Origin of the sequence: Arthrobacter sp. ISL-5 (genome assembly GCF_018613835.1) — a bacterium.
GTDB lineage: Bacteria > Actinomycetota > Actinomycetes > Actinomycetales > Micrococcaceae > Arthrobacter.
Genome location: NZ_JAGGPM010000024.1, coordinates 18,215 through 35,927 on the forward strand (window position 1 = coordinate 18,215; position 17,713 = coordinate 35,927).

22 protein-coding genes are annotated in these 17,713 nt (G+C 63.6%); 15 read left to right on the forward strand and 7 right to left on the reverse strand.

The window, feature by feature from the left end; all coding sequences use genetic code 11:
• The first annotated feature begins 78 nt into the window (after nt 1-78).
• Genes J7I89_RS12655 through J7I89_RS12665 form a run of 3 tightly spaced genes read left to right on the forward strand, consistent with a single transcriptional unit; the run spans nt 79 to nt 2,480 of the window.
• Nucleotides 79-978, forward strand: coding sequence for a diacylglycerol kinase family protein (locus J7I89_RS12655; RefSeq protein WP_214970725.1), 900 nt, complete (start codon nt 79-81; stop codon nt 976-978).
• A 52-nt stretch (nt 979-1,030) separates the two neighbouring features.
• Nucleotides 1,031-1,639 carry a hypothetical protein gene (locus J7I89_RS12660; RefSeq protein ID WP_214970728.1) on the forward strand — a complete coding sequence of 203 codons (609 nt, stop codon included), beginning with the start codon at nt 1,031-1,033 and terminating at the stop codon, nt 1,637-1,639.
• 22 nt (nt 1,640-1,661) lie between these two features.
• Nucleotides 1,662-2,480 (forward strand): alpha/beta fold hydrolase, encoded by an 819-nt coding sequence (locus J7I89_RS12665; RefSeq protein ID WP_214970731.1) that lies wholly within the window; start codon nt 1,662-1,664, stop codon nt 2,478-2,480.
• Between the two features lie 150 nt (nt 2,481-2,630).
• On the opposite strand, the gene J7I89_RS12670 is transcribed toward J7I89_RS12665, so the two are convergent.
• Nucleotides 2,631-3,227 carry a DM13 domain-containing protein gene (locus J7I89_RS12670; RefSeq protein ID WP_251045268.1) on the reverse strand — a complete coding sequence of 199 codons (597 nt, stop codon included), beginning with the start codon at nt 3,225-3,227 and terminating at the stop codon, nt 2,631-2,633.
• Between the two features lie 141 nt (nt 3,228-3,368).
• Here J7I89_RS12670 and J7I89_RS12675 point away from each other — a divergent pair, with 141 nt between their 5' ends.
• Together J7I89_RS12675 and J7I89_RS12680 are read left to right on the forward strand one after the other, a co-directional pair.
• Entirely contained in the window at nt 3,369-4,037 is a 669-nt protein-coding gene (locus J7I89_RS12675) for a class I SAM-dependent methyltransferase (protein WP_214970734.1), read from the forward strand.
• Between the two features lie 76 nt (nt 4,038-4,113).
• A complete protein-coding gene (locus J7I89_RS12680) occupies nt 4,114-4,437 on the forward strand; it encodes a hypothetical protein (RefSeq protein ID WP_214970737.1) in 324 nt (107 codons plus the stop codon).
• Between the two features lie 37 nt (nt 4,438-4,474).
• On the opposite strand, the gene J7I89_RS12685 is transcribed toward J7I89_RS12680, so the two are convergent.
• On the reverse strand, nt 4,475-5,101 hold the full coding sequence (locus J7I89_RS12685; protein ID WP_251045269.1) for a hypothetical protein: 627 nt from the start codon (nt 5,099-5,101) through the stop codon (nt 4,475-4,477).
• 398 nt (nt 5,102-5,499) lie between these two features.
• On the opposite strand from J7I89_RS12685, the gene J7I89_RS12690 reads away from it, so the two are divergent.
• Nucleotides 5,500-6,066: a hypothetical protein gene (locus tag J7I89_RS12690; RefSeq protein WP_214970741.1), complete on the forward strand. Its 567-nt coding sequence runs from the start codon at nt 5,500-5,502 to the stop codon at nt 6,064-6,066.
• Between the two features lie 107 nt (nt 6,067-6,173).
• On the opposite strand, the gene J7I89_RS25610 is transcribed toward J7I89_RS12690, so the two are convergent.
• Both J7I89_RS25610 and J7I89_RS12695 read right to left on the reverse strand, forming a co-directional pair.
• Complete coding sequence (locus tag J7I89_RS25610; RefSeq protein ID WP_285290209.1) at nt 6,174-6,308, reverse strand: hypothetical protein; 135 nt, start codon at nt 6,306-6,308, stop codon at nt 6,174-6,176.
• Entirely contained in the window at nt 6,298-6,558 is a 261-nt protein-coding gene (locus tag J7I89_RS12695; RefSeq protein ID WP_308159890.1) for a transposase, read from the reverse strand. The genes J7I89_RS25610 and J7I89_RS12695 overlap by 11 nt, the downstream gene beginning before the upstream one ends.
• A 652-nt stretch (nt 6,559-7,210) precedes the next feature.
• On the opposite strand from J7I89_RS12695, the gene J7I89_RS12700 reads away from it, so the two are divergent.
• From J7I89_RS12700 to J7I89_RS12740, 8 genes are all read left to right on the forward strand, one after another.
• Nucleotides 7,211-9,304, forward strand: a complete 2,094-nt coding sequence (locus J7I89_RS12700; protein ID WP_308159891.1) for an Ig-like domain-containing protein — start codon at nt 7,211-7,213, stop codon at nt 9,302-9,304.
• 145 nt (nt 9,305-9,449) lie between these two features.
• Complete coding sequence (locus tag J7I89_RS12705; RefSeq protein WP_251045270.1) at nt 9,450-10,019, forward strand: RNA polymerase sigma factor; 570 nt, start codon at nt 9,450-9,452, stop codon at nt 10,017-10,019.
• Nucleotides 10,016-10,840, forward strand: coding sequence for a hypothetical protein (locus J7I89_RS12710; RefSeq protein WP_214970747.1), 825 nt, complete (start codon nt 10,016-10,018; stop codon nt 10,838-10,840). The genes J7I89_RS12705 and J7I89_RS12710 overlap by 4 nt, the downstream gene beginning before the upstream one ends.
• 143 nt (nt 10,841-10,983) lie before the next feature.
• On the forward strand, nt 10,984-11,148 hold the full coding sequence (locus tag J7I89_RS12720) for a hypothetical protein (RefSeq protein WP_214970750.1): 165 nt from the start codon (nt 10,984-10,986) through the stop codon (nt 11,146-11,148).
• Between the two features lie 177 nt (nt 11,149-11,325).
• On the forward strand, nt 11,326-11,766 hold the full coding sequence (locus tag J7I89_RS12725) for a VOC family protein (RefSeq protein ID WP_214970752.1): 441 nt from the start codon (nt 11,326-11,328) through the stop codon (nt 11,764-11,766).
• A gap of 124 nt (nt 11,767-11,890) precedes the next feature.
• On the forward strand, nt 11,891-12,103 hold the full coding sequence (locus tag J7I89_RS12730) for a VOC family protein (RefSeq protein ID WP_214970755.1): 213 nt from the start codon (nt 11,891-11,893) through the stop codon (nt 12,101-12,103).
• A 237-nt stretch (nt 12,104-12,340) separates the two neighbouring features.
• Nucleotides 12,341-13,165 (forward strand): phosphatase PAP2 family protein, encoded by an 825-nt coding sequence (locus J7I89_RS12735; RefSeq protein ID WP_251045271.1) that lies wholly within the window; start codon nt 12,341-12,343, stop codon nt 13,163-13,165.
• 30 nt (nt 13,166-13,195) lie between these two features.
• Nucleotides 13,196-14,278, forward strand: a complete 1,083-nt coding sequence (locus tag J7I89_RS12740; RefSeq protein WP_214970758.1) for an RNA polymerase sigma factor — start codon at nt 13,196-13,198, stop codon at nt 14,276-14,278.
• 326 nt (nt 14,279-14,604) lie between these two features.
• Here J7I89_RS12740 and J7I89_RS12745 read toward each other — a convergent pair whose 3' ends face one another.
• The 3 genes from J7I89_RS12745 to J7I89_RS12755 all read right to left on the reverse strand — a co-directional run bounded on the left by J7I89_RS12745 (nt 14,605) and on the right by J7I89_RS12755 (nt 17,165).
• Nucleotides 14,605-15,006, reverse strand: a complete 402-nt coding sequence (locus tag J7I89_RS12745; RefSeq protein WP_308159892.1) for a VOC family protein — start codon at nt 15,004-15,006, stop codon at nt 14,605-14,607.
• A 17-nt stretch (nt 15,007-15,023) separates the two neighbouring features.
• Nucleotides 15,024-16,298 (reverse strand): MFS transporter, encoded by a 1,275-nt coding sequence (locus J7I89_RS12750; protein ID WP_214970764.1) that lies wholly within the window; start codon nt 16,296-16,298, stop codon nt 15,024-15,026.
• Between the two features lie 105 nt (nt 16,299-16,403).
• Nucleotides 16,404-17,165 (reverse strand): VOC family protein, encoded by a 762-nt coding sequence (locus J7I89_RS12755; protein WP_214970766.1) that lies wholly within the window; start codon nt 17,163-17,165, stop codon nt 16,404-16,406.
• 144 nt (nt 17,166-17,309) lie between these two features.
• Between J7I89_RS12755 and J7I89_RS12760 the strand changes: the two genes are divergently transcribed.
• A complete protein-coding gene (locus tag J7I89_RS12760; protein WP_214971027.1) occupies nt 17,310-17,702 on the forward strand; it encodes a dihydrofolate reductase family protein in 393 nt (130 codons plus the stop codon).
• Nucleotides 17,703-17,713: the final 11 nt, after the last annotated feature.

The following is a 17,713-nucleotide window of genomic DNA, read 5'->3' on the forward strand; positions in this document are numbered from 1 at the left end:
GCGGGCTGCGGGCAGACGCGTTAAACTCACTCTAGAATCTGTCATTCAATGTGGGCTGGCTAGTCGAAGGAATACCCCATGGACGTTTCCTCGTCCTCGTCACCGTTTGACCGCATCATCGTGATTTACAACCCTGTCAGCAGCCGGAACCCTGCCCAACTGGCCGAGCAGCTGCGCGGCCAAGTGACCCTCCGTCTGCCTGAGATGCCCGTCCGCCTGGAGCCAAGCCAGTTCCCGGGCCATGCACGGGAACTCGCCCGGACGGCGGCAGCTTCCGGACGGCCCCTGATCGTGTCCGCCAGCGGCGATGGAGGATACAACGAGGTGATTAACGGGGTAATGGACGTCGCGGAAAGCCGCGCGGCCTGCGCGGTGCTGGCCAGCGGAAATGCCAACGACCACCACCGCAGCACCCCTCGGATTCCGCTGATCGAAGCAATCGTCCGGGGCGAGGTCCATCGAATCGATCTGCTGCGCCTGACCCAGGGCGTGGGAAAGGCCGCTTGGACGCACTACGCCCACTCGTACATCGGCCTCGGACTGACACCTGCCATGGCCATCGGAATTGAGGAGGGCAACAAGGGAGCGCTGACGGAGCTGGTCTCTGTCGTACGCACCCTGGCCCGGTTGCAGCCCTTCGAAATCATCCGCGACGACGGGGCCCGTGCCGTGTTCGACAGCCTCATCCTGGCCAATGTCCCGGCCATGGCCAAGTACGGCAGAATCAGCGAGACCGGCGATCCCGACGACGGGCTGTTCGAGGTCATCATGCTGCCCCACGCCAGCAGATGGCGTATGGCGCTCATGACCCTTCGCGCCGTGACGATTGGGCTCGGCGTCCAACCCGGCGTCAGCCGCTACAGCTTCCAGACGACGGAATCCGTTCCGCTGCAGATCGACGGCGAAGTGAAGACGCTGACGGCGCGCACGCCGGTGGTTGTGGAATCCGCACACCGCGCCCTCGCCACCCTCGGATAAACGACCGACCAGCGCGGATAAACGACCGACCAGCGCATGAAGGAGAGTCCGGATGCATACGGTTCCGCGCATCACGGTGGAAGTGCCGGTGCTCAGTGTTGGGTCCGGGACCGCAGACTACGAGAAGCTGGGCAGCTACGTGCGTTCGCTGCGCAGGCAGCATGGCCTGCACATGACACTGCTGCACATCGGCGTGCTGGACGACTTCTCCCAGGACGTCTCCGAGTGGACCAAAGGTACCACGAGTCCCGCCACAGCCGCCCTCATAACGTCCGCGTGGCTGAAGCGGCTGCCGGTGATGGGAGGCTTCTCGGGGCATGCCGAAAGGCTGATCGTACTGGGCGGCGGCAGCGTCTGCGGACTGGAAGTGGAGGTGCCCCAGAGCGTGCGGGACTTTCAGGTCTCCCTCGTGCAGGCGCTGCACGGGCTGCTGGCCGAGCTCCTCGTGGACAACGCCGATGACTTCATTCTCAGCTCGCGCGCTCTTGGCTTCAGGTACCCACGCTGGACACCCCACGTTGCCGTGGGGATTCCACTGACCAGGCGGAGCGGCTCCTGGGAGATCCAACCGGTGACGATCGATTTCGGTGAATCGCGCATCAGGAACCGCCAGCTCCTGCCGGCCATCGACGCCGAGGATGGCCTCCCTTCCGCTGAATGAGGGCGCGACCTACGCTGGTGGTATGTCCCGGCTCAGCGTCAACGGCGTGGATCTCTACTACGAGGAATACGGCGCGGGGATCCCAATTCTGGGCGTGCACGGGACGCCCAGTTCAGCCGTGATGTGGGCGGATGCCGCCAAGGACCTGGCCCTGCATGGCCGGTGCATCATCTATGACCGCAGGGGCTTCCACCGCAGCGCTCCCCCGGCGCCGTTCGACACCCTGGACCTGGTGGACCACGTGGACGACGCCGCGGGCGTCCTGGCCGCTTTGCATGCGGGGCCGGCAGTGGTGATCGGCCGCAGCACCGGCGGCCTCATTGCCATCGAGCTTGCCCGCCGGTTCCCGGACAAGGTAAAGGGGCTGGTTCTCCTGGAGCCGGCTCTCTTCACCATCGACCCGGAGGCCGACGCATGGGCACGCAGCCTCCGCCTCCGGGTGCTGGAGCGCTCGGCCGGTCAGCCGCGGCTGGCTGCGGAAACTGTGATCCGGCAGGCTCTTGGCGACGCGACGTGGGAGTCGCTGCCCGAGGACCTCCGGGAGATGCTTGCCGGGACGGGGCACGCCGTCCTCGCCGAGATCAGCGGCCACGGCATGGACCTCAGCGAGGACGCCCTGGAGCTGGACGAGGACAAGCTGGCGGGGATCCGCCGGCCCACCCTCATCGTGTCCGCGGAGGAGTCGCCAGAGGCGTGCAGGCTGGTGAACGCCCGGCTGTCAGGCGCATTGCCCTTCACCCGGACAGTGCTGGTCACCGGCGGACACCTCATCAACCCCGCCCATCCGGCGGTACTGGACTTCGTCGACCGCATCGCTGCAAGTCAGGACGCGTGGGCCTAGTCCGCTCAAATTGCGGTGTCCACTGCGGGGGCACGAAGGGTCCTGACACTGCCCGGCATCCAGAAGGTCGTCTCGCGCTTCACGATGAAGACCATCAAGTCACCGCGTTGAAATAGCAGGAAACGGTTCCGGGTTTGGTCCGCCAGTTGCTCAGAACGTCAACTGAGCCGCTCCGAATGACACGCTGAATTGAACGCACCACAGATCGACCGACTTGTACTTTTTCAGATCAACCCCGGCGGGGATTGCGTAGACCTGGTTGCCCTGGTTCCCCTTGATGAGGCCGAGGTCAAAATACTCGGCTCCACCGGCGACAAACCAACCGCCCGTTCCCTCCACGACGTCCGCAGCACTCAGCCACACGTGCACATCCGGCCCGTTTGACGTGTCGAGATTCTCCAGGGTCAGCACGCGGTCGCCGTTTGGCTGCCTCAGGATCCGAACTGTCCCCGTCGTCGTGTGTTCGTGGCTGATCAAGGAACCTACAGCAACTTGAACTGGTCCGGCAGGCGCCTGCCGTGTGGGGGCGGCCGCGGGCGGTGACGGGGCGTTCAATGAAGCGGACGGCGATGGTTGTGCGGTTTCGGGGGATGCGGCCACGGTCGGGATTTGTTCATCCACGCGCACGTCGACAAAGAGAAGCCACGGTTTGAACACCGAGAACCCTATGGCGAGCAGGACAACGGCCACCCCCGCCACCACGATGGGCCACACCCGCCTGCGACCACCGGTCTTCATGGCGAACATTTAGCACCCCGCAACCTTCCGAAAGGAGGCCTCCTCATATTCCCGCCCCTGCAACTATCGTCCCCTCACCTACCGGCTGACGGCAATAAAGAACGCTACGACGCGCCCTTCAGGCGAGGCAGGCCGCGATAGCCTTTCCAGATGCATCGTGATGGTCGTCTTGCCCTCGTCCGGTCGGCCTATGACGTGGTCGCAGAGAGCTACGCGACACTGCTGCCCGATGCCAGTTTCGAGGCGCCGGCCGACCGCGGCATGATCGAAGCATTCGCCAGCTACGTGATGGAAGGAAACGTCCGCTCGGTGGTCGACGCGGGCTGCGGCGCCGGCCGGATGACCCGGCTGCTGTCGTCCCTGGGGGTCGACACTTCAGGCATCGACGTGTCCGCTGGAATGATTGAGGTGGCCCGGCGGACTTATCCCGGGCTCGGCTTCGATGTCGCCGAGCTGGGGAACCTTCCCCATGCAGACATGCAGTTGGGCGGAGTCTTCGCCTGGTATTCCATAATCCATTCGGCCCCCGTCGATCTCCCCGGCGTATTTGCAGAGTTCTTCCGCGTCCTTGCGCCCGGGGGATATGCATTGATCAGCTTCCAGGCGGGTGAAGGCTCTCGTCAGATATCCCGCGCGTACGGTCACGACGTTTCGATGGAGGCCCAACTATTCACGCCAGCAACCGTCATTGAACACCTGGCGAACGCTGGCTTCAACATGGTTGCTCAGATGTCACGCGGACCCGGCCCCCGTGAGAAGTCGCCCCAAGCAGTACTCATCGCTCAGCGACCATCCAACGAGCAGCCCTCGGAGGGGTAGACGTTCCCAATCGAGAGGTGCGCCTACGCCGGGACGGCGGATCGTAGGTCCGCTGGAATCGCGGGATAATGGGACTATGACCGATCAGGATCAGGACCGGGACCCTTGGGAGGAGTTCGACAGGCTCAAGCCCGCAGGCCCCGACCGCGTTGAGGGGTACCCCGGAGGAGAGCCATTGGGTTTTGGCTTCCGGACCGGTGTTCGCAGCGCCAGGGTGGCTTTCGGGTTCGCCGTGTCTGCGCTGGTCCTCGGAACCGTGCTCGTCCTCGTCGGTGCCGTCGCCTTCATCGGCAACGGCCAGTGGTTGCTACTCGGATTGATGGTGTTGATCGAGGCCATCTTCGTCTTTGCCTTCACACGGCTGGCGGAGCAGGCGCGCAACCGGCGTTCCGCCCAGTAGTTCCGGGGCCGAGCCGCCTTCCGGCGGTTTTGTTCGGCTACATCCCCGACCACCGCCTAAGGGTGCTGTTGATCAGGCCGATCAGCACGGCTGTCCACCAGCATGCCTGTGACACGCTCAGGGCGATCATCAACCGGAGCCTGAGCTTGCGGCCGAGTTCGCCGAAGCGGGTTTCCGGGGGCAGGGCCAGCAGCTGGTGCATGGCCGGGGCAATGCTGAGTCCATTGAGCATCAGGATCAGCACTGCGCCGAGCTTGACGGCCGTGACGGGGTTGGTCAGGTCAGGGTCGATGAGGGCGCCCGAGGCCAGGAGCAGGGCCAGGCCTCCCCAGATCAGCGGTTTCGCCGCGGCTTCGAGCTTCCCTGATTCGTGCATGTGCACCCTGCCCAGAAGCCAGAGCAGGCCCAGCCAGTCAACGACGAGAATTGTCCCGAACGAGAGCACCAGAGCGAGGATGTGCACGGCGAGGCCGATGCGGTGCAGCTCGGGGCCGCACTCCACGCTGTGCCCGACCAGGACGGAGGCCAGCCAGCCTGCCGCGCACAGCACGCCGAGCAGGATCAGCCGGGCCGTCTGCTTGCCGGAGTTCCCGACGGCGGCGACGGGTGCGGTTCCGGTGGCCCCCTCGGGCCTGATCTGTGCGATCGGGGTGTCGGCTGTCATGATGCCGGCCTTTCGTGGCAGCTCCCGGTGGGAGCGGTGGCTGCTGCCCGATTAGGTGCCGGGCAGCGCAGGTCTTTGGGGCGGGGGCACTCCGTAAGGTCAAGCTGAGTTCAAAGAGGGACTTCCAGGGGATTAGGTATGCCTAACCCGGAACAGTACAGCCAGAATTGTTAAATTACGAAAACAAAGCATGACGTATTTCTCCAGTTGTTTTTCGAGCCGGATCAGAGCAGCATCAGGGACGGTTCCTGTGGGCGGTGCCGCCGGCGGTCCCTGCGCTGTGGGATTCCCACCTGCCCGGAACCCGCACCTTACCGTGGCTGAGATCACATTGCAGTGATGGATAAAAACTGAGTAAGGTTCACATAAATAAGGCTCCCCTAACCAAAGGACTTACGATGCTTCGTGCCACCCTGGCCGCCCTGACCGCCCCGCTTGCCCTCGCTGCACTCACCGGATGTGGCGCCCAAGCCGCCGTAAAGGACGATGGGTTCGCCGTCCCGGCTGGCGTTCAGAAGCAGTACGAGGTGCTCGCCAATGAGGTTGCCGAAAAGGGCAAAACAGTCGAGTCCGGGGAATGGACTGTCAACCTGATCACCGAGGCTGCCGAACCATGGTTCGACGCACACGGTGCGCATTTCCGTGCGCCAAAGGCTGGCGAGACCCATCACATCGAGATCATTCCGACCGAAACCTCGACCGGCCGGATCGTCCCCAACGTGCCGATCACCCTGGAAGTGGTCGATGCCCAGGACAAGGTCGTGCAAGAGCTGAAGCTAAACTTCTACTACTCGACCTTCTACCACTACGCCAACAACTTCACCGTGCCCGAGGACGGGACCTACACACTGCGTGCCACCCTCGGTGTCCCGGCATTCAACCGCCACGGCGAGGAGTCCGAAACACCCGCCCTGGCTAAGGGCACGACCGTTGAGTTTACCGACGTCGAGCTGACCAAGGAGTGACCACCGCTGGACGCGGGGGTTCCCCCATGACCCGTTGACTCAAGACTCCCGGAGTTGCTCCGCAAGGCAACGCAAAATCGACGTCATAGTCCAGGAACGGCACGAATTCACTCCACGCGTTCTCCCCCCAGCCGGGTGATGGCCGGGTACTGCCGGCCCCATTTGGCGGAGAACTCCACGAAACGTTCCTTGGCTGCGGCCTCGGACGGTGCCGTGTAGACCGGGCGCAGGTCACGTGCCACTTCGCTGCCGGGCGGCGAAGCGGAAGGTGTTACGGATCAGATGGACAATGCAGGTCTGGACCACTGGCCTGTTGGTCCATCCGGGCATCTCCTCCGAGACCTTCTCGGTGATCCGGCTGATGATGTCCTTGGAGACGGTTGCGCGGTAGACGTCACGAAGTGGCCGCGATCTCTCCGGTCGTCCGGCCACGGCAGTCAGGGACAACACCACCTCGTCGATCCCGTCCAGGCGGCGCTGGCGCTTCTTCACGATCTGCGGATCGAAGCTGCCCTCGCGGTCCCGAGGAACATCGATCTCAACGGCCCGTTTCCAAGGATTCTAAACCCCTAAACTGGGGCCGGTTCACGAAATCCTAGGCTTTTTCCAAGTTGTTCAGTCGAACATGTTCCGAAGGGAGTGCACACAAGTTGCCAGGACCGCAGCAGCTGGGGATTCGGTTTTTCGTATCACGCCGGGAAGGTTGCTCGGGACTGACATAGGCAAACAACTTCAGTGAGCGGTGAGGCTAGTGACCATCCCTACGCAGGTCGACGTTCAACTCCGGAGAGCAACGTTGCTGGATGCATTTGCCTACATGGGCGGGCCTGGTAGAGGTCGCAGGACTTCCTGGCTTGGCGTAAAGCGGGGAGGTGGTCGCCTGGCTGGTCTTCGACTGCTGACAGCGCTGCTGCTTGCGGTGGGTGGTCTGGTGGTGCCGGCTGCTGCGTCGGCTGCTGTGGGTGATGTTGGGATTGAGGGTCCGTCGCATTCGGGGACGGGGACGCCGACGGGCACGAAGCGGGCGACGAGTGATTTGTGGTTCAACGACGGGGTCTGGTGGGGGAACCTGTGGGACACTGCCAGCTCGGATTTTCATATCTTCCGGTTCAATGCCGCGACGAGCTCGTGGGTCGATACGGGTGTGAGAACCGACACGCGCGCGAACACCCATCATGACGTGTTGTGGGACGGGACGACGTTGTATGTGGCGAGCTATCGGTTCGTCAACGACGGTCTGCCGGCTGAGCCGAACTTCCCGTCGACGATGCGGCGTTTCAGCTACGACTCGAGTACAAAGACGTACTCGCTGGAGAGTTCTACAAACATCAACAACTTCCGCGTTGAGACCCTGACCATCGATAAGGACTCCACTGGCCGGGTGTGGGCCGCGTGGCAGCAGGGGAACCAGATCTATCTGAACGTCACGGGCACGGATGGCGAGACGTGGGGGACGCCGTTCGCGCATCCTGCGTCGTTGAGCAACGTGTCAGTGGACGACACGGCCGCTGTGATCGCGTTCGGACCAGGCAAGATCGGTGTGTTGTGGAGCCGGCAGCTCGGTAGCTCCACCGACGGCATGTACTGGAGCTACCACGACGACGGCGATTCGAACACCGACTGGACCGCTCCTGTGGCGGCGGTGTCGGGGCAGCGCAGCGGTGATGACCACATGAACTTGAAGTGGCTGGACTCCTCGGGTGGTCAGGTTTTCGCCGCTATTAAGACGTCGTTCACCTCGGCGTCTCAGCCGCTGATCCAGCTGTTGGCATTGACTGGCACGACCTGGTCGGCGCACACGATCGCCACTGTCTCGGAGTGCCCGAACCGGGTGATCGTCCTGATTGATGAGAGCACGCAGAGGCTGCGTACCTTCGCTACCTATCCGAAGCCCAGTGGCACGACGAACGCTGGTGCCTGCACTAGCTCGGGGGGTGCGATCTACGAGAAGTCCTCGCCGCTGGACAACATCAGCTTCACCACCGCGAAGACGGCTCGTATCGTCGACGCCGACCAGTATGTCCACAACGTGACGTCGACGAAGCAGAACCTCAACAGTGCGGCGCGGGGCACGGCCAACAGCGGTCTGCTGGTGCTCGCCGATGTGAACGCCACAAGCCGGTACTGGCACTTTTACGACCCCAGCGGGGGCGGTGGTGGTGGTGATACGACGGCTCCGATGGTGACGGGTACGTCTCCGGCTCCTGGCGCGACTGGTGTGGCGGGGACGGCGAATGTGACGGGGTCGTTCTCGGCGGCGATGGATGCCTCGACGGTCACATCGGACACGTTCACGTTGAAGGCGGGGACGACGACGGTGCCGGCCGCTGTGACGTACAACAGCACAGACAAGGTGGCGACGTTGAACCCGGGTGCGGATCTGGCGGCGGATACAACGTACACGGCGACGATCACGGGCGGCTCCGGTGGGGTGAAGGATGTTGCCGGTAACGCGTTGGCGTCGGACAAGACCTGGACCTTCACCGCTACCAGTCCGCCCATCTCCAGGCCGTCCATCCACAGCGCTGCGGACGTCGTCGCTGCCGCATCCGACGGTGTGCTGTGGAACTACCCGGCAAACGGCCACGGCGGGTTCCAGCCCCGGGAAAAGATCGGCACCGGCTGGTCCACCCTGGCCAAGGGGTTCGTGACGGACTGGAACAGCGACGGCGTCTTCGACCTCATCGCCCAGTGGCAGGACGGCCGCCTGAGCTACTACGCCGGAAACTCCCGTGGCGGATTCGCCGCCGCCCGGGCCATCGGCACCGGCTGGGGCAGCTACCACGTGACGGTGGGCCGCTGGCGCAAGACGGACAAGTACCCGGGAATCCTTGCCTACGACGGCGCCGGGACGCTCTGGTACTACGGCAACAGCGCCGGATCATCGCTGTCACCCCGCATCAAGACCGGTGTCGGATGGGGAGGCCTCTACCTCACCATGACCGACTTCGACCAGGACGGGGCACAGGACATCCTGGCCAAACGCACCGACGGCAGCATGGTGCTGTACCGCTCCACGGGAGCCGGCGGCTTCGTCTCCGAATCCAGGCGCACGGTGGGCACCGGGTGGAACAGCATCAACAGCATCACACGCGTGGCCGGATTCACCACGGGAAGCTCCGGGCTCATGAGCCGGCTCAGCGACGGCCGACTGGCCCACTACCCCTTCAGCAAGGGCACCTGGGGTGCCCGGACCATCGTCGGCACGGGCTGGAGCCCCTACAACATCTTCCGCTAGAACCGGCCAGGGTGGGGACACAAACCGAACCCGGCGGCATTCCCAGTTGGCACAGAATTATCTCCAGCGGCGTTCGGACTAACTGCCTGTAAGAATTGTTCGACCATTTGCAACACACATAGGCATGTGGCGGACAGGTATAGGTATGAGTCATCTATCGAGGGCCCCTGACTGGGCGGACGCCTTCCGGTCGCTATACGAATTCTCATATGCCGATCTACTGAAGTTCGTTCAGCGTCGCACCCAAACGGCAAACGCTGAGGACGTGGTCGCTGAAGCGTTTCTGGTCGTCTGGAGACGCTTCTCCGAAGCGCCAGCGGATGAGAAAGACGCCCGGGCCTGGGTTTTCGGGATTGCGCGGAATCTTATGCTCAATGCCAGGCGTGGGGAACAACGCCATCAGGCTCTCGGTGTCCGCCTCGCCGAGACAACACCGAATTTCTACATCGATTCTCACGATGACCTAGTCAGTAGCCGCATCGATTTGAGCCGCGCCTGGGCGCTTCTCTCCGAAGTCCATCAGGAAGCCCTCGGACTCGCTGTCTTTGAGGATCTTGCAGCGCCGCAGGCAGCCAAAGTCCTGGGAATCTCGCCCGTGGCTTTCCGGCTGAGATTGACCCGTGCCAGACGGGCACTACGGCTCCTTCTCCATCACCTCCCCCGCAATGCTTCCGGCATACCCGCAGCATCACCTGAAAAGGCATCAACACCATGAAAAACGACCAGAACCTCGACGTGCTTCTGCGGTCCATGGATGCAGCAGAACAAACCCTCCGACCGGACCCTACCCGGGCACAAGCGGACCTCAAGCATATTCTGAGGTCCCACCCAGCACCGGCTGCTACCTATGAGCAAGGAACTGCTGCGAACAAACCAACAGCACGCGAGACCAACCGCCGCCGACGTACCGTCATTCTGGGCGGACTGGCAGCGGCAGCCACAGCCGGACTACTCATCATGCCCGCATTATCAGGAGGGGACCCGGCCTTCGCCACGTGGACCGCAGAACCTGCGGCACTGCGCGGTTCCGAACTCGATAACGCCGTCTCAGACTGCCGCAACTCAAAAGGAGACGTGGGTGGCGGCATGTACTCGGCCGATCTCACAACCGCGGAAGTAGCGATTGCCGAGCGACGGGGGTCGTGGGCGACTGTCGTCCTCACCGGCCCTGACGGTTTCGAAGCAACGTGCACCACGGACTCCACAGCACCATGGTTCAACAAGGGCATGTTTGGCTCCATTGGCAAACTCGGTAATGAAACCGCCCCCGGAGCTCGGGGACTCGCTGCCACACAACTCGGAACCGGCGTTATTTCAAATGCGCCCCTTTCAATCGCGTCAGGCCGCGCGGGAAGCGATATCGAAGCAATCACTTACACCAACGCTGCCGGCGAAAGCGTGATCGCAACCGTCGCAAAAGGTCAGTTCGCCTTCTGGCTGCCCGGTAACGAACTGGAAAACGCCTCTGAACAAGGTGTAGCCGTCAACGTGACCTACCGCGATGGTTCAACAGAAACCCAGCTACTCAACTTCTGAGGGAGCTGGCACTATCAATTTCGTGCCCGTCCGCCACTTGGACGGGCACGGGCGGCTGCCAACGGTCCTACCTCCGGTCGTTCACCGACCGGCTTGCGGGCAGGAACGAAGGAGCGGTTCGGCTCGCCCAGTACGCTGTGTCCATGCAGATTCGTGAATACACCCTGGATGACCTGGAACATGTGGATGCGATCTGTGATTCCAGCGACCGAACACGCTGGACCAGCGAGATGATCGAACACAACACGGCATCCATCAGGATGCACGAGACTCTCAACTTCCGGCCGGTCGCCCGATTCGCGGAGTGACCGCGGACGACGGTCGGTCTGAGCTCATTCTCTTCGAGGCGTCCGGATAAGCGATCCCTACCCGTACACAGAGTCTGCCGCGCGCGGGATGAGTCTTTCTCCCGTCGGGAATCCGCCGTAAAGTCCGCTGTAGGTTCCGTCTTGGGCCGTGTAAACGAAAACTTGGAGACTTTTCTCATGTCGCGCATCATGCGGTTCGACCACGTCGGTGTCACCGTTCAGGACCTCGCCCAAGTGACGGCGTTCTTCGTTGGACTCGGGCTCGAGATCGAGGGCCGAACGTTCGTGGAGGGCGAGTTCATCGACACGGTCATAGCGATCCCTGATTCCCGAACAGAGATCGTTATGTTGCGAACACCTGACGGAGGAACAGGGGTGGAGCTTTCCAGCTTCGTCCGGCCAGACCCCCAACCGGGATCGCCCGCCGCCATGGCCAACGAACTCGGGCTACGCAGTTTATCCTTCGAAGTCGACGATCTTCAGGGGCACGTCGATCGGCTGGCCGCGGAGGGATACGGGCTGGTCGGTGGCATCGGCCAGTATGAGGCTGCCTGGCGAATGGCCTACGTGCGCGGTCCAGAGGGAATCATCGTGGCCCTGGCTGAGCGGATCAGCTGACGCCGCCACCTCGTAGCGGCCCTCGCCCCGTACGCTCCGCCGGGGCCCGCCGCGACTATCATCGGATGAATTCATCATTCTGAAGAGTGGAGCAAAACATGCTGTCATAGGCCTCTTCCAAGGGATGTTTGACAAGAACATGCTGACCTTCAACCCGGGCTGGACTCAGGAAGCGGAGGCGCTTGACTCATTCACCGACTTGCGCGATCTCCAGCGGCAATTGAAAGCCCAGGGCACGCAATTCCTTTCGGAAGCAGACGAGGACACGACGGGACCAGCGAGCTTTATTGTGCTGGATCCGGACGGCAACCCGGTTCTCGTAGATCAGCACGTCTGATTTCCCAACATCCCGGAAATGAGCGCTGCATGTCCAGGGACCACAGGCACCACCACCCCGCGTCAAAGTCCGGTGTTTATGATGGCTCCCGTCGCTAAAGGCCGGCGCCCGAGGGATCGGCTTGGAGTCCGTGCTGAATCACTATCAGTAGCGGTGCGCCTAGAACGCTGGACGAGCCATTAGGATTTGCTTACGGCATAGCCTGACGATGGTCGATATTCGAGATGGGAACCAACGTTGAGTAAGGAACGACGCAGCCAGACCGACGAAGGTGTCGGCGATGAAGTGAATCAGGACCGCTTCGTCGGCGGCCGTGACCTCACCCGGGGGGACGACCGGTCCTATGGACTCCTGTCCAGGGCTGTCCGAGGAAGCAGCGATTTCCTCGGGCCGCACGGGGCGCTGATCCTGACCCTTCTGCCGGGCGCTGCCATCGTCGCCGCAATGACCGCCGCCTTCGCCCGCGTGTATGAATCCGTGATTCAAGCCGACGGAGTCGCAGGGCTGGACCACCCGGCGCTTGCGGCGGGAAAGAACCTCCGCTCCCCCGCCCTTGACCTCATTGTCACCGCCTACGCCTACATAGGCGACACCGTTGGCATTCTGATTCTTGCCCTTACCGCCACGATATCCCTGACGATCAAGCGCCGGACTTGGACCCCCGCCATCCTCATCGTCGTCGCCGGGACCGGTTCACTGCTCATGACCATCGCCGGCAAGCGGCTCCTCGGCCGTACGCGCCCCGACTTTCAGGATGCCGTGCCACCGTTCGACTATTCCGCCTCGTTTCCAAGCGGGCATTCCCTGAACTCAATTGTCATCGTAGGCATCATCGCCTACCTGATAGTTCTCCGGCTCAAGACCGCACTGAGCCGCTGCCTCACCGTGTCCGTTGCGGCCGCGTTTGCCGTGACCATTGGCCTGAGCGGCGTTTACCTGGGACATCACTGGCTCACTGATGTCCTGGCGGCCTGGACCCTCGGGGCGGCGTGGCTGGCGTTGGTCATCACCGCGCATAGCCTCTACCTGACAGTGCGGAAGCAACGGCCTGTGACTGAGTAACCTTTTGGGCCGTTCCGGACAATACAGGGCATGGGGAACGTTGAGAAGGATGAGGACAGGCTGTGGTCCCGCAGCCTCAGCGGCGACGGCGAGGCATTCGGGGCGCTGTACGACAGACACCGCGACCGGGTCTTTCGCCACGCGTACCGGCTCTCCGGGAATCATCACGACGCCGAAGACATCATGGCCGCAGCCTTCCTTGAGCTGTGGCGGCGGCGGCCAAGACCCGGACGCTCCTGCTCCCCGCAGCAACGCAACCCCGGTTTTGGAAGGAGAACGGTCATGAAGCAGCTTCGCGTCGATGACTGGTTCAGCAGCGCGCTTAGGGCAGAACTTGTGTCGCAGGTCCAGAAATCTTCTCCGGCCCGGACCCGCCAACGCACACGGCGATGGCTTGCCGCCGGTGCCCTGGCCGGTACAGGCCTGTTAGGCGGCATCGGCGCGGCGGCAGCCGGGCTGTTCGTGATCCCCGGAACCGAACAAGTGACCCCCTTGGCATCCCCCGTGACTGAAACCTACACGGGAACAGCCACGGTCGAGCTCGGCGTGCCCCCGGAGGGTGCCACTGGCATCGAAATGACACTGACCGCCCTCACCACCGGTTCGTTCGAGTTCCCGGATGGCGCCACCGCCACTTTCCACGAACGCCATGCGGATACGCGTCCTAACACGTCGGGGTACACGGTCCCTCTCGCCCCAGGGCAGCGCAGCGTGACGATCAAGACCGGCCCTGAAAGCCGTTGGCAGCTCACCGCCAAGTATGTGAAGCAGGTGAGAACGGAGCTGGGGGTCAACGCCAAAGGCGAAACCTACGGCGTCGAAAGCCAGGGGAACGGAACGCCGGACTTGATCGCCGTCGTGGCAACAAACGGCGGATCCGGCTACGTCTACGCCAAGGACCTCTATGGCGGGCCCATGCCCACCAGCCGGGCAGACGCCGTGACGAACTTCAGCACCCCGCGGCCGCCGAGGGAAATCCCGGTGTACCTCAGCGACGGAGAAACCACGGTCGGAGTCTTCGAAGCAGCCGGCTCCGGCGGCGGCATACCGTCATATCCGTCAATGTCCCCCGCCCTGCCATCCGCGGACGCGCCGGCAGCGCCGGCGAATTGAAACCGGGCCTTCAGATATCGTCCGGCCGATCCTTGTGACTGTTAGCCGATGACGGCGTTTGGCTCACCGTTTCGTCTAGCGGTGTGGGGTTGACCCTGGGCGAGGTCTTGGAAGCAGCTCGGATTTCCCCAGAAGGCCGCCGGCCAGGCAGTAACGAAGGGGGTGCAGTGCCGGGCCGGCGGACTGATCGAACCGCTGATGGGGGCACCGTTTCGACCAGGTGTCCACAGCCTGCCAAGGGCACCTTAGGAATTCCCGTTGGACCCTATAGCCGCTCGCCCACCTTCCCTCAGCCCGGAATTCCCGGCCAGGATCGCTCGGGCGGTTCAGCCTTCGGCGTGCCAGGCGTCGAGCACCACGCGGCCACGCGGCGAATTCAGCGCGGCGCTGAGCGGCGCTTCCTGCGCAGGGTCTAGAGGGACGGCCAGCACTTCGGGCAGCTTCAACACGTCGAGAGCCTGCGGCGGAACGCCGCGAAATATCAGCTCCTCCAGCGCCAAGGGAGTAGGAGGGAGGTGTTCACTGGGATGCGCTCCTTGCCATTCGATCAAAGTAGGCAACGCGCCAGCGCATTCGATGCGGCCGTCGTCGCGCACAGTGATGCGCCACTTCAACAGGCCGTGCGGCGTATCGCGCTGCGCTGCCAGCGGCACGCCGGGATCGAGGGCAAAGTTAGCCAGGCTCCGGCGCAAAGTCTCTATCATGCGTGTCCGCGCCACTGCGTGCACCCGCTGGTCGACGGCGTCTACGACGGCTGGGACTCCGCGTTCGGCGTGCTGGTCGAGGCGTTGGCCACGTCAGCCTGGGCGTGCTGACGGCGACTCGCCAGAAGGAATGGCACCGCGATCAACTCAATCACGCCGCCGATCGCCAGCGAGGCCGGGTATCCGTACACATCGGCCGACCGGCCAAGCAGCGGCTGCACCACCACACCGCCGCTTGATCCAATGAGTGAGTCGAAGCTAAGGACTGTTGCCCGCTGCTTCGAAGCGATCATGTCGTTCAGGTAGGCCTGCCGCACTGGCATGCCCACCTCGGCTACCACGGCCCAGAGCGTCAGCAGCGCCAAAGCCACCGAGAACTCCCGGATGAACCCGAGCACGATCAGTATTAGTGCGCTGGCAATGCCGCTCAGAATCAGCACCGTCGTGCGTTTGCGAACGAGGCGCCGAACGCGCGGCGCCAGCCAGCCGCCGAGCACCTCCGCCCCCGCCACGATCGCCGCGGCCAGGCCCGCCACGGAGTACGCCCGCGGGTCGCCGAAGAGCTCAAGCAGGTATGGCTGCAGGGCGTAGAAGACATAGATCCCGACGCCGGCGTTGAACGGCGCGGCCAGCATCACGTAGCGCACGGGTGGATTCTTCAGTCCGCTCTCGATCGAGGCGGAGAGGACGGCACGGGTCGCCCGAAGAGGATGGGTTGAGCGTTCGGGGGTGAAACCGACATCATGCATGAGCCAAAAGGCGACGGCGAACATGGCCACCAGCACGCCCACGCGCAACAGGAACGGCACGCCGAGATCGGTGACCTGCGCGATCACACCGCCGGCCACCGAGCCGACGAGCATCGCGACGCCCGACACCATCTGACCCCGCCCAAGCACCGTTTCCAACCCGCCCTCGTACCCCGCGAAGCGTAACGCGTCGACGAGCCAGGCCTCAACCGCACCCGAGAAGAAGGTGAAGCCCAGGCCGAGCAAGACCGACACCACCGCCCACGACCAGAACGGCGCGGAAAGCTGCCAGAGCAGGTAGTAGAGGTACGTCGATGCGGCCAGGGTCACGGTGCCGAGCAGGAACGAAACGCGGCGCCCCCAACCATCGGCTACCACTCCGGTGGGCACCTCGAACAGCACCATGCCGGCCGTGAAGAACGCATTCGCGGCAAAGGCCTCGAGGTTGCTGAGTCCGGCATCCAGCAGGAAGAGGGTGTTGATCCCCCAAATGAACGAGGCTGCAAGGGTATTGCCCAGCGTCAACGTGAGATAGATCCGCTGGGTCTTTCGGGCGGCGGCGTTCATCGTGCCGTCCCCGCCTCGCCGAAGGTGCAGCACGTTCCCATTGTCGTCTCCCGCGTCTGTGCGTGCCAGAGCGAACACACAGAAAACGGCCGTCGAGTGGGTGTGTCAGCTGGCGGGCGCGCTGACCGCGATGACGCCGCCTTGGGGGTCGCCGATCACCGCGTTGCGAAATCCCGGCGTAGTCATCGGCGCCATCAAGATGGTGCCGCCGAGGGCTACGGCGTGCCCGGCGATGGAGTCCGCATCGCGGACGGCGAAATTAACGCTCCAATGCGGCGGGACTGCCACGCCGTCCGTCGCCGTCACGACGGCCACGACTCGCCCTGAGCGCCGCCACAGCGAAAACGCAGCGTCAGGCACCGGCTCAAGTTCCCAGTCAAACAATGCGCCGTAGAACGCCTGTGCCCGGCCAACATCTGTCGTGTGCAGCGAGCTCATCGCCCAGGAATTCGGCTCATCGGCCAGCACGGCCCCGTCGGTCTCGCCAGCCTGCCACAGGCAAAACGGGACGCCGGTAGCGTCAGCGACCACGGCAAGGCCGCCATCTGGGCCGACACCAAACGGTCCTGCCAGGCGTGTACCTCCCGCTTGCTCAGCACGAGCGAGGGTCTGCGCGACGTCATCGACGCGCACATGGGTGTTCCACGTCGGCCGGGATAGCGCCGGCGCCTGGCCGATCCCTGCCACCAGCCGCCCGCGGAGGCGCGCAGCAAAGTATTCGCCGTCGAGCCCTGTCGGCATCGGGGTGGGATCGTCGAAACTCCAGCCGAAGAGCGGTCCGTAGAAGTCCATGGCGGCCCGGGGATCGGGCTGGAAAGTGTCGACCCGACACGGCGCGCCGACTGAGTGGGTGTCTCGCTTTGTCATTGAGGCGTCCTTCCGTTCCTGGAAATCTCTACGCTGAGGCCGGGCAAGAGTTGGGCGGTGAACTTGTGTCCCATGCCAGCGTATTCGCGCACCCTGTTGCGGCCCAAAGGCCCTCGCTAGACTTGAGACGCGCCGCGGGGATGCCTGAGCCCGTCGCGGCAGAGCCACAACCGTGACCGACGACGACGTCGGCGAACCCGCGACAAGTTCAACGCCATGCCCAAGTACGTCGTGTCGACCACCCTGCAACACGCGGACTGGAACAACAGCACGATCATCGCTGACGACGTACCCGGCCGGGTCCGCGCCCTTCGCGAACGGGAGAACGTGATCGTGTGGGGAAGCCCGACGCTCGTCAGGATGCTCATGGCGGAGAACCTGGTCGACGAGTACGTTCTGCTGGTCTCGCCCATCGTGCTCGGTCAGGGCAAAAAGACGTTGCCGGAGGACGGGACCCGGCACACCCTGCGGATCGTCGAACAGCGGCTCCTCGACGGCGGGATGCTGGCGCTGCGGATGACACCGGCATCGGTTTGAGGAGCGAGGCC